Here is a 14,551-nt window from a genome sequence, read left to right as displayed (position 1 = left end):
GCATCATATTAAAAGCTTCACTAATTTAAGTGAAGCTTTTTTAATTAATTATACTAGATGAATTTTACTAAAACAAAATTATCTTTTTGCACGCTATTAGTTTCTGACAATATAATGATTGCTGAAGTAAATGAAGGTGTTGTATTTAATCAGGACATATCCGATGAGATTATCTATTTTGCTAGTGTAGCATTTAAAAATAATCCATTTGTATATATCACTAATAGGATACATTCATATGCAGTAGATCCTACAATATATAAAGGCGTATCACAGGTTGAAAGCCTAAAAGGATTTGCAGTAGTATCCACTACTCTAGCAGCTAGGAATGCAGAAATCGAACGTTTATTTTTAAATAAACCTTTCGAGATATTTTCAGATATTGAAGACGCTAAACTTTGGGCAATTCAAATACTAAATAAGACTATAGAATTAAAATAACTCTTCAGAATCTATACCTAAAGTTTGAATAAATTCAATTGAAGCTTGGATATCATCATGTAAAATTTCGTCCTCTTTAATAAAAGGTACTACTTCACGATAACTAAAAATAAATTGCTCAATAAATTGGCTTGATTTTAAAGGTGCTCTAAATGCTAATGCCTGAGACGCATTAAACAGCTCAATAGCCAAAACACGCTCTACATTATTAATTAAAGTATACGCTTGTGTAGCTGCATTGGCTCCCATACTTACGTGATCTTCTTGACCATTACTTGATACAATACTATCTATACTTGCAGGAGATGCTAATTGCTTATTAGCACTAACTATACTTGCTGCAGTATATTGCGGAATCATAAATCCTGAGTTTAAGCCAGGATTATCAACTAAAAACGCTGGCAAACCTCTTAATCCTGATACTAATTGAAACACACGTCTTTCTGATATATTACCTAATTCTGCCATAGCAATTTTTAAATAATCTAATGCTAAAGCTAAGGGTTGCCCATGAAAGTTTCCTCCAGAAATTATTTCATCTTCTTTTGTAAAAATATTAGGATTATCTGTAACCGAGTTAATTTCGGTCTCAAACGTTTTTGCTACAAAAGCTAAAGTATCTTTAGTTGCTCCATGCACTTGTGGTATACACCTAAAGCTATATGGATCTTGTACGTGTTGTTTTTCTTGACTAATGATTTGACTACCTTCTAAAAACGCATTAACACGACTTGCAGTTTCTAATTGCCCATTATGCGGTCTTACTAAATGTATTAATTCATTAAAAGGCTCAATTCTTCCATCAAAAGCATCAATAGATACACTTCCAATTAGGTCTGCTAAATAGGATAATTTATAAGACTTAAGCAACAAATAAGTCCCATAAGCACTCATAAATTGTGTACCGTTTAATAACGCTAAACCTTCTTTAGATAATAATGTAATAGGTTGCCAATCAAATTGTTTTAAGACCTTTTCAGCCTCTAATATCGCTCCTTTAAAAGTAACTTTACCTTTTCCAATTAACGGTAAAGACATATGTGCTAAAGGCGACAAATCTCCAGATGCACCTAAAGAACCTTGAGTATAAACTAAAGGTAATATATCGTTATTATAAAAATCTATTAAACGTTTGACTGTTACTAATTGTACTCCTGAATGACCATAACTTAAGGATTGTATTTTTAATAAAAGCATTAATTTTACAATAGGTTCTGGTACTAAATCTCCAGTCCCACAAGCATGAGACATCATTAGATTTTCTTGTAACTTTGTTAAGTTTTCATTACTGATCTTAACATTATATAACGATCCAAAACCTGTATTTATACCGTAAATAGGTCTCGTCTCTGATTTTAGTTTTTCATTTAAATACGTACGACATTCATTGATTTTATCAACAGATTCTGAAGATAACTCCAATTGCTTTTGTTCTAAAATTATAGATTGAATTGTTGCTAAATCTAAAGATTTTGAGGATATAATGTGAGTTGTATTCATTTGTATTTTTTGTCTGGTCAAAAGTCATCATAACTTAAATAATATGCAAGTATTTGTTAATAATTAAACAAATACTTTAAAACTTGTATTATTCTATATATTTTTGAGAAAATAAAAATTTAAATAATGAAAAAACTATTAGTTTGCTTAGCAGCTTTATCTATCGTTGCTTGTAAAAAAGAAGCTCCAAAAGATTACGCCACTTTTTCTGGTAAAATAGAAAATAAAAACAGCGATTCTTTGTTTGTATACCAAGGTCGAGACTTTAAAAAAACAATTAAAGTAATGGAAGATGGTACATTTAGTGATACTTTAAAAGTAACTACTGGTGTTTTTGGAATTTACGATGGTAAAGAGCAAACAACTGTATTTTTAGCAAACGATATGGATTTAAAAATGACTTTAGACGCAAAAATGTTTGACGAGTCAATTAAATTTAGTGGTAAAGGTGCTGAAAAATCTACTTTCTTAGTGGATAGAATTAAATTTGAACAAGATTTAGTAGATGTGGAAGCTTTAAAAAATCTTGAAGCTTCAAATTTAGATGCTAGTTTAGAGGATATTAAAACTAAAATGCTTGCTTATTATGACAAAAATGAAGCTATAGATTCTACAATTATTTCAGAAGCTAGAAAGCAAGTAGATCCAATGTTAAAAGGATTAAAAGGTTATGTTTTAAGTGGTATTAAACTTAAGGAAGAATTTCCTGCAGGATCACCATCTCCTACTTTTGAAAATTATGAAAACTACAAAGGTGGTACAACCTCTTTATCTGACTTAAAAGGTAAATTTGTGTATATAGATGTATGGGCAACTTGGTGTGGTCCTTGTATCGGAGAAATTCCTTCATTAAAAGCTTTAGAAAAAGATTACGAAGGTAAAAACATTGCTTTTGTTAGTTTATCTACTGATGATGGTAGAGGTTATAGAGCAGATAGTAAAGAGGAATCTTTTAAATTATCTAAAGACGGTTGGAAAAAGATGATTGAAGAAAAAGAAATGGGAGGCATTCAATTATTTGCAGATAATGCTTTTGAATCTGACTTTGTTACAGGTTATAAAATTAACTCTATTCCAAGATTTATCTTAATCGATCCAAACGGAAATATTGTTAATGCTGATGCACCAAGACCTTCTTATCCAAAAATCAAAGAATACTTTACGTCTATGGGTATTTAATCCTAAGTACAATTATTTTATAAAAAAAGCGAACTTTTCAGTTCGCTTTTTTTATGCTCTAATTTATTTACTTTTATTTTTTTGAATCGCTATCAGCATTTTCTATTTCTGGTTGCTCTGGTTGTTTAAACAAATCTAGGTAAGCTAATGGAATACCTTCAATAACATGACTTGCTATAAAACTTTGATACCCTAAATCCTCTACTAATAAATCTGCAGATTTACCATGTAAATACACTCCAAATATAGCTGCTACTAATGGATCATAACTTTGAGCTATTAATCCAGAAATTATACCTGTTAAAACATCTCCTGTTCCTGCTGTTGCCAAGCCTGGATTCCCTGTTGCATTAACATATAATTTATCTTGATAAACAGTTATAGTATTTGCTCCTTTAATTATTATAATACATTTATACTTTTTAGAAAACGCCTTGGTCTTTTTAAGTTTATCAAATTCATCTTTCCATTTCCCAACCAATCTTTCTAACTCTTTAGGATGCGGAGTTAAGACCGTGTTTTCTGGTAAAAATTTTAATAACGCTTTCTTTTTAGCTAATATATTAATTCCGTCTGCATCAATAACTAAAGGTGTTTTATTGACTTTTAAAAATGCTTCAAAAGCATCAATTGTCTTAACATCTGTCCCTACACCTACTCCTAACGCAATGACATTAGGTTGTATATCAAATGCTATGGATGTGATTATTTCTTCATCTGCATCTGTAATAACCATTGCTTCTGGAAAACCAACTTGCAATGGTATGTAACCACATTTAGGCGTATAAGCTGTTACTTTTCCTGCTCCAATTGCAAGTACACCTTGACTAGCTAAAGTAACAGATCCTATTTTTCCGTAACTACCTCCAATAACTAAAACATGTCCAAAACTTCCTTTATGACTGTATTTTTCTCTTGGCTTATATAACGGTAAGACTTCATTTTTTCCAATTAATTCCGCTTCGGTTGGTGTGGTGTAAAGATATTCTGGATCAATACCAATGTCTAAAACTTCCCATTGTACAGTGTATTTTGCGGTTTCAGGCAAAAAGAAAACTAATTTAGGAGTCTGAAAACTTAAAGTGTAACCAGCATTTACCACACACTCTGCATCCACAGGTGCTGTATCTGTAGCCAAACCAGAAGGTATATCTATTGATAATACAAAAGCTTTTGTAGCTCTAAAATAATTAAATAATTGCTTAATCCAACCTTCCACAGGTCTGTTTAAACCTATACCAAAAATAGCATCTACTATTATATCTTTTTCATTTATAGCAGGTAATTCACTAGCATCATTTAATAAAACAGGCCAATCTTTGGTGGTGCTTTTTATGCGTTCGTAGTTATTTAAAAAATCTTTAGAGCGTGTTGTACTATGGTTAACAATATAAGTTTTTACATTATACCCATGAGTTGTCAAGTGCCTTGCAACGACTAAACCATCACCTCCATTGTTACCTATCCCACAAAATACGTGAATTGGAACCTGTGCACCTTGCATACGCATATGCAACCAATTAAAGATTTGCGTTCCTGCACGTTCCATCAAATCTGTAGATGTAATACCTTGTTTTTTAGCAGTTAAAGCATCACCTTCATAAATTTGTTCTTTCGAAAATATTTTCATTTTAATAATATATTGGCTAATAATTATCAATCTCGCAAAAATTGACGTTTAGTTTTTTTGATAAAAGTAAAAGTAATACATTTGATAGGTATAGATGCATAAAATGAAAAAAAGACATACTATTTTTACGTTAATTATGACCATTACCCTTTTGGGTTAATAGCTATATATCCTTCCGTTTGGGTAGTTTTTTAACTACAATTCCTATCTTAAATTAATTTGAAATGAAAGTATTAAAATTTGGAGGTACCTCTGTAGGTACTGCTCAAAACATAAAAAAAGTTATAGCTATTCTTCAAAAAGAATCTCTATCTAGTCCTATAGTGTGTGTTGTATCTGCTGTTGGTGGTATCACTGACAAATTGTTACAAGCAGGTGAGTTAGCTAAACAAAAAGACAAAAGTTATCTAACTGTTTTTGAAAAAATTAAAAGCATTCATTTTAAAGTTATTGAAGGCTTAGTTAATAATCCTAAGTCTATTTTAAAAGAAGTTGATGCAACGTTTGAAAACTTAAAACAACTATTAAATGGTATTTATTTAATTAATGAGTTGTCTCCTAAAACATCTGATAAATTAGTAAGTTATGGCGAATTATTGTCGTCATTTATAATTGCAGAAGTCATGGAAGACTTAAACCTAAATACGGTTTTAAAAAATAGCCAAGAGTTAATAATTACAAATAATAACTTTACAAAAGCTGAAGTCAATTATGATGTAACTAATAAAAATATCGTAGATTATTTTAATAAAGCTAATCAACTTATTACAATTTTACCAGGTTTTGTTTCTAAATCACAAAGTGGAGAAACAACAACTTTAGGTCGTGGTGGATCAGACTTTACAGCTGCTATTGTTGCTGCAGCATTAAAAGTAGACCAATTAGAGATTTGGACAGATGTTAGTGGTATGTACACCACAAATCCAAAGCTAGTAAAACAAGCATATCCAATAGCTAATTTATCTTATCAAGAAGCTATGGAATTATCTCACTTTGGTGCTAAGGTTTTATACCCTCCAACGGTCCAACCTGTTTTAAATCTATCAATTCCAATACATATCAAAAACACATTGCATCCAGAAGCTTTTGGGACTATTATTTCTAATCAAAAAAAGGAAAGTCATCTAACGGTTAAAGGGATTAGTCATATTGACAATGTTGCCTTATTAACATTGGAAGGTAGTGGTATGGTTGGTATTCCTGGGTTTTCAAAACGATTGTTTGAAACCTTAGCTAACGAGAAAATAAACATCATATTTATTACACAAGCGTCATCAGAACATTCTATTTGTTTTGGAATAGATGTTAGTAATGCTGAACAAGCGGAACAAAACATAAACACAGCTTTTGAATACGAAATTTCGCTGCATAAAATTAATCCAATAATTGTTGAAAAAGGATTATCCATTATAGCGTTAATTGGTGATAACATGAAGAGTCACCAAGGTATTAGCGGAAAACTTTTTAGTACTCTTGGAAAAAACAATATTAATGTTAGAGCTATTGCACAAGGCGCTTCAGAAAAAAACATCTCTGCAGTTATTAATCAAAGTGATGTTAAAAAAGCATTAAATAGTTTACACGAGCGTTTCTTTGAAGTCAATACTAAACAATTAAATGTGTTTATTACAGGAATAGGAAATGTTGGCGAAAAACTAATTGATCAAATCAAACAACAACATAACTTTTTAAAAAAGAATCTAAAATTAGATGTCAAAATTGTTGGAATGTCTAACTCCAGAAAAATGATTTTTAATCCTAACGGAATAGATTTAAATAATTGGACAGAACCGTTTCATCATGCAGACAAATCTAGTATAGAAGGCTTTTATCAAAAAGTAATAGAGCTTAATCTTAGAAACAGCATTTTTGTGGATGTTACCGCAAATAAAGACGTCGCTTCCGTTTATGAAAACTACTTAAAACAAAGTGTTGCTGTTGTTGCTTGTAATAAAATAGCTTGTTCGGACAAGTATGCAAACTATAAAAACTTACAAGATTTATCATTAAAATATAATGCACCTTTTTTATACGAAACTAATGTTGGTGCAGGTTTACCTATCATAAACACACTTAACAATTTAGTTGCATCTGGAGATAAAGTAATTAGTATACAGGCGGTTTTGTCTGGTAGTTTAAACTTTGTGTTTAATAATTTTAGTGATAAAAAGAATTTTCATGACACGGTAAAACAAGCGCAATTTGAAGGCTATACAGAGCCTGATCCTCGTATTGATTTAAGCGGAATTGATGTGGCTAGAAAAATATTAATTCTGGCACGTGAAAATGGAATTCCGATGGAAATTGAAGATATTACAAACGATTCATTTTTAACTGAAGCCAATTTGAATAGCGACTCAGTTGACGATTTTTACGATACTTTAATTAATGACGAAGCACATTTCCAAAAACTATATGCTTCGGCTACAGCCAACAAATGTCAGCTAAAATATGTTGCCGAATATAAAAATGGAAAAGCAAAAGTAGGCTTACAAGAAGTACCAGAAGGACATCCTTTTTATAACCTTGAAGGAAAAGATAACATTGTTATGTTTTACACACAACGCTATCCAGAACAGCCTTTAATAGTCAAAGGAGCTGGAGCTGGAGCGGATGTGACTGCTTCCGGATTATTTGCAGATATTATCAGAATAGGCAATAAATAAGGCATATCATAGTCGGTAATTAGTAAAAATAGTACCGCTTTCGCGGAAATTATAAAAAGGAGTTTTAAATGAACGAAATCAAAATATTCTCGCCAGCCACAGTCGCTAACGTCTCTTGTGGATTTGACGTCTTAGGCTTTTGCTTAGATACTATTGGTGATGAAATGGTGATTAGAAAAACCAATGAAAAAGGAATCAAAATAACCAAAATTGTTGGTGCAGACCTTCCTTTTGAAACAGATAAAAATGTTGCTAGTGTTTCGGCTTTAGCCTTATATAATCACGCTAATCCTGATTGTGGATTTGAAATAGAGATTTATAAAAACATAAAACCAGGAAGCGGAATTGGAAGCAGTTCTGCTAGTGCAGCCGGAAGTGTATTTGCTATAAATGAGTTGTTAGGTAGACCATATAACCAAACCCAATTAACAGATTTTGCTATGAAAGGTGAAGCTTTGGCTAGTGGATGCGAGCATGCTGATAATATTGCTCCTGCCCTATTTGGCGGTTTTACATTAGTAAAAAGTACATCGCCTTTACAAGTATTGCAATTGCCAACGCCTGATGATTTATTTGTGACTATTATCCATCCACAAATTGAAGTTAAAACCTCTGAAGCGCGTGCTATTTTACCACAACAGATTCCGTTGCAAAACGCCATCACACAATGGTCTAACGTTGGTAGCTTAGTCCATGCTTTACATACTAACGATTATAATTTGCTTAGCCAATCTTTAACAGATGTGGTTGTGGAGCCTTACCGAAGTCAATTAATTCCTCATTTTAATTCGGTTAAAACCGAAGTTATAAAAGCAGGCGCTTTAGGTACTGGAATTTCAGGTTCGGGACCATCGATATTCGCTTTGTCAAAAAGTAAAGAAACTGCTGAAGCTGTAGCCAAAGCAATGACTACTATTTATGCAAAAACGGACATTAAGTTTAATACTTATGTATCTAAAATTAATACAGAAGGCATGAAAATATTAAGTTAATTATCATTATTAATAAATAAAAAATCTAAAACAGATTACCAAGTCCTTTGTTTACGCAAAGTCAAACAAAATAAAAAAATGAACTACTACTCATTAAACCATAAAGCACCAAACACAACATTTAAAGATGCTGTTGTAAAAGGATTAGCGCCAGATAAAGGATTGTATTTTCCAGAAAATATTACGCCTTTACCAGCTTCATTTTTTAAAAATATAGACCATTTAAGTTACAATGATATTGCATTTGAAGCCTTGCAACAATTTGTGAGTCCAGATATACCAAAGGATGTTTTAAAAACTATTATTGCTGAAACCTTATCGTTTGAATTCCCTGTAATAAAACTGAATGATAACATATCAACATTAGAGTTATTTCATGGACCAACTATGGCTTTTAAAGATGTTGGAGCCCGTTTTATGGCACGTTGTTTAGGTTATTTTAATAAAGACAATGCCAATCAAGTCACAGTATTAGTAGCCACTTCTGGAGACACAGGAGGTGCTGTTGCTAATGGATTTTTAGGTGTAAAAGGTGTGAATGTTGTTATTTTATATCCTTCAGGAAAAGTAAGCGATATTCAAGAAAAACAATTGACAACCTTAGGTCAAAACATTAAAGCTTTGGAAGTTGATGGTGTATTTGACGATTGCCAAGATATGGTTAAGCGTGCTTTTTTGGATGATACATTAACAAGTAAAATGCAATTAACATCTGCAAATTCTATTAACGTAGCACGTTGGTTGCCACAGCTACTCTACTTTATGTTTGCATACAAACAATTACACAAAACACATAAAGAGATTGTGTTTTCTGTCCCAAGCGGTAATTTTGGAAATGTATGCGCAGGAATGATGGCACAACAATTAGGCTTACCAATTAAACACTTTATTGCGTCTAATAACCAAAATAATGTGGTTACTAATTACTTAAAAACGGAACAATACACGCCAAAACCATCAGTACAAACCATTAGTAATGCTATGGATGTTGGTAATCCGAGTAACTTTGTCCGTATTCAGGAAATCTATAAAAACAACTTTAGCGCATTAAAAGAAAACTTATCATCTTTTAGCTTTACAGATGAGGAAACAAAAGCGGCTTTAAAAGAGATTTTTAACCAATATAACTACGTTGCAGACCCACATGGAGCTGTTGGTTATTTAGGATGTAAAACCTATTTAAAAACGCATCCTAAAGCACATTGCGTGTTTTTAGAAACAGCACATCCAACTAAGTTTTTAGATGTTGTTGAAGACGTCATTAAAGAAAAGCAAGTTTTACCACCACAAATTGAGGCGGTAATGGACAAAACGAAAGTAGCCACTAAAATAAGTGATTACGAAGGTTTAAAGTCGTTTTTATTGGCCTAATATTGACGGTTTTAATTAGTTTTATAGTCTAAAATCAAACACGACAATGACATTTGTACATGATCATATTGCTTTATCTGTAAAGGATGTTAACTCATCGGTTAATTTTTATCAACGTGTTTTTAATTTAAAAGAAATTGAAAATACTGCTTCTACTTCCAAAACTAGATGGTTAGCACTTGCGGATCAAAAGCAAATCCATTTAATACCTAGACCAGAACTGGAGGTTAAAACCAATAAAGCGGTTCATTTTGCTCTGGCAACACCTAATTTTGATGCTTTTGTAAACCACCTTAAAAGTTTAGATATTTATTATTCTGATTGGCGCGATACACCTAAAAAAGATTATGTGCGTGATGACGGTGTCCAACAAATCTACTTTCAAGATCCAGATGGTTATTGGATTGAAGTAAACAATGCAGAATAAGTAGCGTAATTTTAAACTAAAAAAAGCTACCAAATGGCAGCTCTTTTTTATAGTTTGGATTAAAGCTTAATGTTTATCCATTAACTTTTGAGACCGTATTTAATGCATCACCAATTAAAGTTTCTCCTTTTAAAATCTCGAATGTAGCATTATTTGCCACATCATCATTTAATGATCTTACTAAAGTTTGCGCAACATCGTTTCTACTAATCTCTCCACTTTTATTTAGCTTTGTTTTTAATTGTATTTTGTTTGTTAATTCTCCGTTAGTTAGGGATCCTGGTCTTACAATACTATAATTTAATCCGCTAGACTTTAAATACTCATCTGCATTGTGTTTAGCTTTTAAGTAATCTTGTAATTGCTCGGCTTTTTCTGGTTGATCTGCTCCCATAGAGCTTAACATAACAAATTTTCTTACCTTATATTTATTTGATGCATCGATCATTCGTTTAGCACCTTCTTGATCTACTTCCACTACTTTTTTTCCTCCAGAACCTGCAGCAAAAACAACTTTATCAATAGTTTTATTAAAAGCACCAGAAACATCCTGCTCTAAATCGGCTAAAACTGTTTCGATATTTTTAGCTTTAAAATATGGGATTTGCTCTTCCTTTCTAACCATTGCAATTGGGTTAAAATATTGAGATTGACTTAAAAGATTTACTATTTTTTTTCCTGTGGTACCATTTGCACCTGCTACTAATATATTTTCCATACTTAAAGATAACCGCTAATTGCTTGCTTACCAAAAAACAAACATTGGTTTAACTTTAGTTTAATAGAATAAACACGGTTATTTAAGCTTATATTAATTTTTTTAACATTTGAACTTATCAATTATAATATCGATCTTATAAAAAATAATAACTTCAAAATATCAAATATGACTATAAATAATAAATTAATTAGCAAAGGATTTATCCTTGCTGGTGTAATGAATAGCTCAGTATTACTTTTTTCTAGAGGTTTTACCAACAAGACTATTAACGCTTACGATCCAGATGTAATGTCCAATTTTGGTATGTTGATGATTTTAATTTGGGGATTAGCTTATATATCTATTGCGTATAAATTTCAGAATGTAAAATGGTTAGTTTTTGTTTTTGCTATTGAAAAATTAATTTATGGTAGTGTTTGGTTACAATGGATGACAACTAATGATGTTAGCATAATTTACGATAAAGATAAAATGGCTGGCATATTTTACTCTATATATGGACTAAACGATTGGTTGTTTTGTGTTTTCTTTTTATATGTTTTTATTAGATTATTAAAACAACAATAAAATTAAAGACTACTATTTTATAACATATTACTTAGCTAAAATAATGTCGTATCTTTGCCTTCACTTTAAAATTAAATGTTTTAATGACAGAAATAGACTTTGCGCTTAACCAAAAACAAGATACCGAAATCATAGAATTGGTAGGTACTGTGTTATGGAACAAAGCCAGTGAAGTTAATAGTTTTGAACAACTTTCTGAACCCGAAAAAACGTTTGTTTACATTGATATTTTTGAAGGTGAATTAAATAATGGTGGATTGTTTGACTTTTTTTACAATACATCTGGAGCTTTTGCCCATCAAGTATTGGATGCTTATCAAGCAATTGGTGCTGAGGAATCTGCTACAATTGTAAGTCAAGCTATAGCCTTGTTTCCTGAGTTACCAGTATCCAAAGACCTTTTTATTAGAAGACAATTGATGTCTAATTTAAAGCATACTGTATTAGCTGAATGGGAAAAACTTGAGTCACAATTTTTTAATTCTGAAGAAGCTATTGTAACCATACTAATTGCTTACATTACAATTAATAAAACCTATTTTGAATATTAACATGGTATATTCCGCAACACCTTTCTATCTTATGACTTTACATGTCAAAACTACCCAAAGCGCATAAATTTGTTGATCTTTCTGATTATGGAAGACCAATAGCAAGACATATTGCAAATCGTTTAAAGCACACCAATTTTACTCCTGTACATGTTACCTTAGCCTTTATAATTTCAGGCTTAATAGCTATTTATTGTATTATTGAAAATCTATATTGGTTAGCTGCATTTTTTTTAATACTTAAATCTATTTTAGATGCTGCAGATGGTGAGTTAGCTAGAATAAAACAAACACCTTCTTATACTGGACGCTACTTAGACTCGGTTGCAGATATTATTTTAAATGCAATTATATTTAGTGCCATTTGGTATGTTACTAATACTTCAATCTGGCTTACTATTATAGCTTTTTTAGGAGTCCAATTACAAGGTACTTTATATAATTATTATTATGTAATTTTAAGAAATAAGTTTGAAGGTGACACCACAAGCCGCATTTTTGAAACCAAAACACCTACAGCCTTAGCTGGTGAGAAGCAAAGCAACGTAAATATTCTTTTTAAATTATACAAAATACTTTATGGTGGATTTGACAAAACTATTTACTTTTTGGATCCAAGAGCTGCTTATGGAAAGGTGTTTCCTAAATGGTTAATGACAAGTATATCTACTTTTGGATTAGGATTTCAGTTATTACTAATTGCTTTATTTTTAGTCTTACAGTTAAAACACATGATTATTCCCTTTTTTGTAGGATATTCTGGAATGATATTTATCTTTATTGCTATTAGAAAAGGCTTTTACAAATAAAAACAGCACTTAAAAAAGTGCTGTTATGCTTTATAAAGTTGTTACTGTATTTTTATCTGACTTGTTACTATATACATAGGTATATAACCACATAAGTGTAAAAGACGGAATGATATCTAAACCTGGTAAAGCTTCTTCTATAAAAGAAAAAACTGCTGCTATCCTACCTGTTCTTCCTTTATACAATTTAGTCATTAACCAAGCAGATGCTGGAGCCCATACGATATCTGCAAACTCTCCTATTCCAGGAATAATAAAGGAAACATAGCCTAAGGCATCAAAGATTAATCCTAAAAATAGTTTTGTGTACTTGTTTGTGTTATTAAAATTCATTGATATTATTTTGTAATTCTATTTTAAATAAAGCAAATAGTATTCCAAAAATCTAACTTAATTTAGTACTGATCAGGTTTAAAAACTCTGTGCGTGTTTCAATGTTTTCAAAAGCACCTCTAAAACCTGAGGTTGTTGTTACACTATTTTGTTTTTGTACACCTCGCATTTGCATACACATGTGACTAGCTTCAATAACTACAGCAACGCCTTCTGGTTTTAAAGTGTCATTTATGCAATCCAATATCTGATGTGTCAACCGCTCTTGCACTTGCAATCGTCTAGAAAACACATCTACAATACGTGGCAACTTACTTAATCCAACAATGTGTCCATTAGGGATGTATGCAATGTGTGCTTTACCAAAAAAAGGTAATATGTGATGTTCGCAAAGCGAATAAAACTCGATATCTTTTACAATAACCATATCGTTGTACTCTTCTTTAAACATGGCTCCTTTTAGGATATTAGCTGCATCTTGATTATAACCTTGCGTTAAAAACTGCATGGCTTTTGCAGCACGTTCTGGTGTTTTTATTAAACCTTCACGAGTGGTATCTTCACCTAAATCTTCAATAATATTTTTATATCTGTTTTTGACATCATCTGTCACTTTGATATTGTACTCTTCAAATTTTTTATAGGGCATTTTTTGAACTATTTTCTTTTAATTTATTACTGTAATAGGTTTTCAATTTAGTGATTTTTGGGTCGATTACAAACTGACAATACGATGCTTCTCTGTTTCGGTCGTAAAAGGTTTGATGTTCTGCTTCAGCTATATAAAAAGGACCTAAAGCGGTAACCTCTGTAACCACCTTGTTTTCAAACACTTTTTCGTTTTCTAAAAACTGAATAAAGCCTAAAGCCTCTTCTTTTTGTTGTTCAGAATTATAAAAAATTGCAGACCTATACTGTGTTCCAATATCGTGTCCTTGCCTATTTAACGTAGTTGGATCGTGAGTTGCAAAAAAGACTTCTAACAATTCTATATAACTAATCACTGTATCATCAAAAAATATTTGAATACCTTCTGCATGACCAGTTCTACCTGTTGTAATTTCGCGATATGCAGGATTTTTAATTGCTCCTCCTGTAAATCCAGAAACAACCTTTTCTACCCCTTTTAACCTTAAAAAAACTGCTTCGGTACACCAAAAACAGCCTCCAGCAAAAGTGGCTACTTTTAAATTTTCTTCTTTCATCTTATAAAAATAACTATTTCTGTTTAGCTAATGTCACTGAAAACTATAACAGAAGTGAGTTTTAACGTTTAATTATGAGTTTATTTTAACTTCAAAATTAGATTTGCATTTGGAAACTGTAACAAAGCAAAGTTTTATCTGTCTTTAATGCAGTAACAA

Annotated in this window: 15 protein-coding genes; 9 read left to right on the top strand and 6 right to left on the bottom strand. The window is 31.4% G+C overall.

Features of this window, described 5'->3' with window-relative positions; translation table 11 throughout:
- Positions 1-57 precede the first annotated feature (57 nt).
- Positions 58-441: a hypothetical protein gene (locus JM82_RS04775; protein WP_145001601.1), complete on the top strand. Its 384-nt coding sequence runs from the start codon at positions 58-60 to the stop codon at positions 439-441.
- On the opposite strand, the gene hutH is transcribed toward JM82_RS04775, so the two are convergent.
- Complete coding sequence (gene hutH / locus JM82_RS04770) at positions 433-1,941, bottom strand: histidine ammonia-lyase (protein WP_145001600.1); 1,509 nt, start codon at positions 1,939-1,941, stop codon at positions 433-435. The two genes, JM82_RS04775 and hutH, sit on opposite strands and share 9 nt — an antisense overlap.
- 126 nt (positions 1,942-2,067) lie before the next feature.
- On the opposite strand from hutH, the gene JM82_RS04765 reads away from it, so the two are divergent.
- Positions 2,068-3,120, top strand: a complete 1,053-nt coding sequence (locus tag JM82_RS04765) for a TlpA family protein disulfide reductase (RefSeq protein WP_145001599.1) — start codon at positions 2,068-2,070, stop codon at positions 3,118-3,120.
- A gap of 73 nt (positions 3,121-3,193) precedes the next feature.
- Here the strand turns inward: JM82_RS04765 and JM82_RS04760 are convergent, their stop codons facing one another.
- Complete coding sequence (locus JM82_RS04760; protein WP_145001598.1) at positions 3,194-4,750, bottom strand: NAD(P)H-hydrate dehydratase; 1,557 nt, start codon at positions 4,748-4,750, stop codon at positions 3,194-3,196.
- A 224-nt stretch (positions 4,751-4,974) separates the two neighbouring features.
- Between JM82_RS04760 and thrA the strand changes: the two genes are divergently transcribed.
- The 4 genes from thrA to JM82_RS04740 all read left to right on the top strand — a co-directional run bounded on the left by thrA (position 4,975) and on the right by JM82_RS04740 (position 10,206).
- On the top strand, positions 4,975-7,416 hold the full coding sequence (gene thrA, locus JM82_RS04755; RefSeq protein ID WP_145001597.1) for a bifunctional aspartate kinase/homoserine dehydrogenase I: 2,442 nt from the start codon (positions 4,975-4,977) through the stop codon (positions 7,414-7,416).
- 68 nt (positions 7,417-7,484) lie between these two features.
- Positions 7,485-8,408, top strand: a complete 924-nt coding sequence (locus JM82_RS04750) for a homoserine kinase (RefSeq protein ID WP_145001596.1) — start codon at positions 7,485-7,487, stop codon at positions 8,406-8,408.
- Between the two features lie 78 nt (positions 8,409-8,486).
- Complete coding sequence (gene thrC, locus JM82_RS04745) at positions 8,487-9,779, top strand: threonine synthase (RefSeq protein WP_145001595.1); 1,293 nt, start codon at positions 8,487-8,489, stop codon at positions 9,777-9,779.
- Between the two features lie 46 nt (positions 9,780-9,825).
- Positions 9,826-10,206, top strand: coding sequence for a VOC family protein (locus tag JM82_RS04740; RefSeq protein WP_145001594.1), 381 nt, complete (start codon positions 9,826-9,828; stop codon positions 10,204-10,206).
- A gap of 73 nt (positions 10,207-10,279) precedes the next feature.
- Here the strand turns inward: JM82_RS04740 and JM82_RS04735 are convergent, their stop codons facing one another.
- A complete protein-coding gene (locus JM82_RS04735) occupies positions 10,280-10,924 on the bottom strand; it encodes an SDR family oxidoreductase (RefSeq protein WP_145001593.1) in 645 nt (214 codons plus the stop codon).
- A gap of 168 nt (positions 10,925-11,092) precedes the next feature.
- Between JM82_RS04735 and JM82_RS04730 the strand changes: the two genes are divergently transcribed.
- The 3 genes from JM82_RS04730 (at position 11,093) to JM82_RS04720 (ending at position 12,854) form a co-directional block, all read left to right on the top strand.
- Positions 11,093-11,494: a hypothetical protein gene (locus tag JM82_RS04730; RefSeq protein WP_145001592.1), complete on the top strand. Its 402-nt coding sequence runs from the start codon at positions 11,093-11,095 to the stop codon at positions 11,492-11,494.
- An 83-nt stretch (positions 11,495-11,577) separates the two neighbouring features.
- Positions 11,578-12,045: a DMP19 family protein gene (locus JM82_RS04725; protein ID WP_145001591.1), complete on the top strand. Its 468-nt coding sequence runs from the start codon at positions 11,578-11,580 to the stop codon at positions 12,043-12,045.
- A gap of 41 nt (positions 12,046-12,086) precedes the next feature.
- On the top strand, positions 12,087-12,854 hold the full coding sequence (locus JM82_RS04720; RefSeq protein WP_145001590.1) for a CDP-alcohol phosphatidyltransferase family protein: 768 nt from the start codon (positions 12,087-12,089) through the stop codon (positions 12,852-12,854).
- 30 nt (positions 12,855-12,884) lie between these two features.
- On the opposite strand, the gene JM82_RS04715 is transcribed toward JM82_RS04720, so the two are convergent.
- From JM82_RS04715 to msrA, 3 genes are read right to left on the bottom strand one after another with little or no spacing between them, the layout of a single operon-like run.
- Positions 12,885-13,187 carry a hypothetical protein gene (locus JM82_RS04715; protein ID WP_145001589.1) on the bottom strand — a complete coding sequence of 101 codons (303 nt, stop codon included), beginning with the start codon at positions 13,185-13,187 and terminating at the stop codon, positions 12,885-12,887.
- Positions 13,188-13,239: 52 nt separating this feature from the next.
- Positions 13,240-13,836 carry a GTP cyclohydrolase I FolE gene (gene folE, locus JM82_RS04710; protein WP_145001588.1) on the bottom strand — a complete coding sequence of 199 codons (597 nt, stop codon included), beginning with the start codon at positions 13,834-13,836 and terminating at the stop codon, positions 13,240-13,242.
- Positions 13,826-14,392 (bottom strand): peptide-methionine (S)-S-oxide reductase MsrA, encoded by a 567-nt coding sequence (gene msrA / locus JM82_RS04705; protein WP_145001587.1) that lies wholly within the window; start codon positions 14,390-14,392, stop codon positions 13,826-13,828. The genes folE and msrA overlap by 11 nt, the downstream gene beginning before the upstream one ends.
- Positions 14,393-14,551 lie beyond the last annotated feature (159 nt).

The sequence above is a fragment of the Olleya sp. Hel_I_94 genome (assembly GCF_007827365.1).
GTDB lineage: Bacteria > Bacteroidota > Bacteroidia > Flavobacteriales > Flavobacteriaceae > Olleya.
Note: the sequence above shows the minus strand (reverse complement) of the source record. Positions and strands in the feature narration are given on the sequence as shown.

Coding starts and splice junctions, on each gene's coding strand:
- JM82_RS04765 (WP_145001599.1), top strand. CDS start 2,068: ATGAAAAAACTATTAGTTTGCTTAGCAGCTTTATCTATCGTTGCTTGT.
- hutH (WP_145001600.1), bottom strand. CDS start 1,941: ATGAATACAACTCACATTATATCCTCAAAATCTTTAGATTTAGCAACA.
- thrA (WP_145001597.1), top strand. CDS start 4,975: ATGAAAGTATTAAAATTTGGAGGTACCTCTGTAGGTACTGCTCAAAAC.
- msrA (WP_145001587.1), bottom strand. CDS start 14,392: ATGAAAGAAGAAAATTTAAAAGTAGCCACTTTTGCTGGAGGCTGTTTT.
- folE (WP_145001588.1), bottom strand. CDS start 13,836: ATGCCCTATAAAAAATTTGAAGAGTACAATATCAAAGTGACAGATGAT.
- JM82_RS04730 (WP_145001592.1), top strand. CDS start 11,093: ATGACTATAAATAATAAATTAATTAGCAAAGGATTTATCCTTGCTGGT.
- thrC (WP_145001595.1), top strand. CDS start 8,487: ATGAACTACTACTCATTAAACCATAAAGCACCAAACACAACATTTAAA.
- JM82_RS04740 (WP_145001594.1), top strand. CDS start 9,826: ATGACATTTGTACATGATCATATTGCTTTATCTGTAAAGGATGTTAAC.
- JM82_RS04750 (WP_145001596.1), top strand. CDS start 7,485: ATGAACGAAATCAAAATATTCTCGCCAGCCACAGTCGCTAACGTCTCT.
- JM82_RS04735 (WP_145001593.1), bottom strand. CDS start 10,924: ATGGAAAATATATTAGTAGCAGGTGCAAATGGTACCACAGGAAAAAAA.
- JM82_RS04720 (WP_145001590.1), top strand. CDS start 12,087: ATGTCAAAACTACCCAAAGCGCATAAATTTGTTGATCTTTCTGATTAT.
- JM82_RS04775 (WP_145001601.1), top strand. CDS start 58: ATGAATTTTACTAAAACAAAATTATCTTTTTGCACGCTATTAGTTTCT.
- JM82_RS04760 (WP_145001598.1), bottom strand. CDS start 4,750: ATGAAAATATTTTCGAAAGAACAAATTTATGAAGGTGATGCTTTAACT.
- JM82_RS04725 (WP_145001591.1), top strand. CDS start 11,578: ATGACAGAAATAGACTTTGCGCTTAACCAAAAACAAGATACCGAAATC.
- JM82_RS04715 (WP_145001589.1), bottom strand. CDS start 13,187: ATGAATTTTAATAACACAAACAAGTACACAAAACTATTTTTAGGATTA.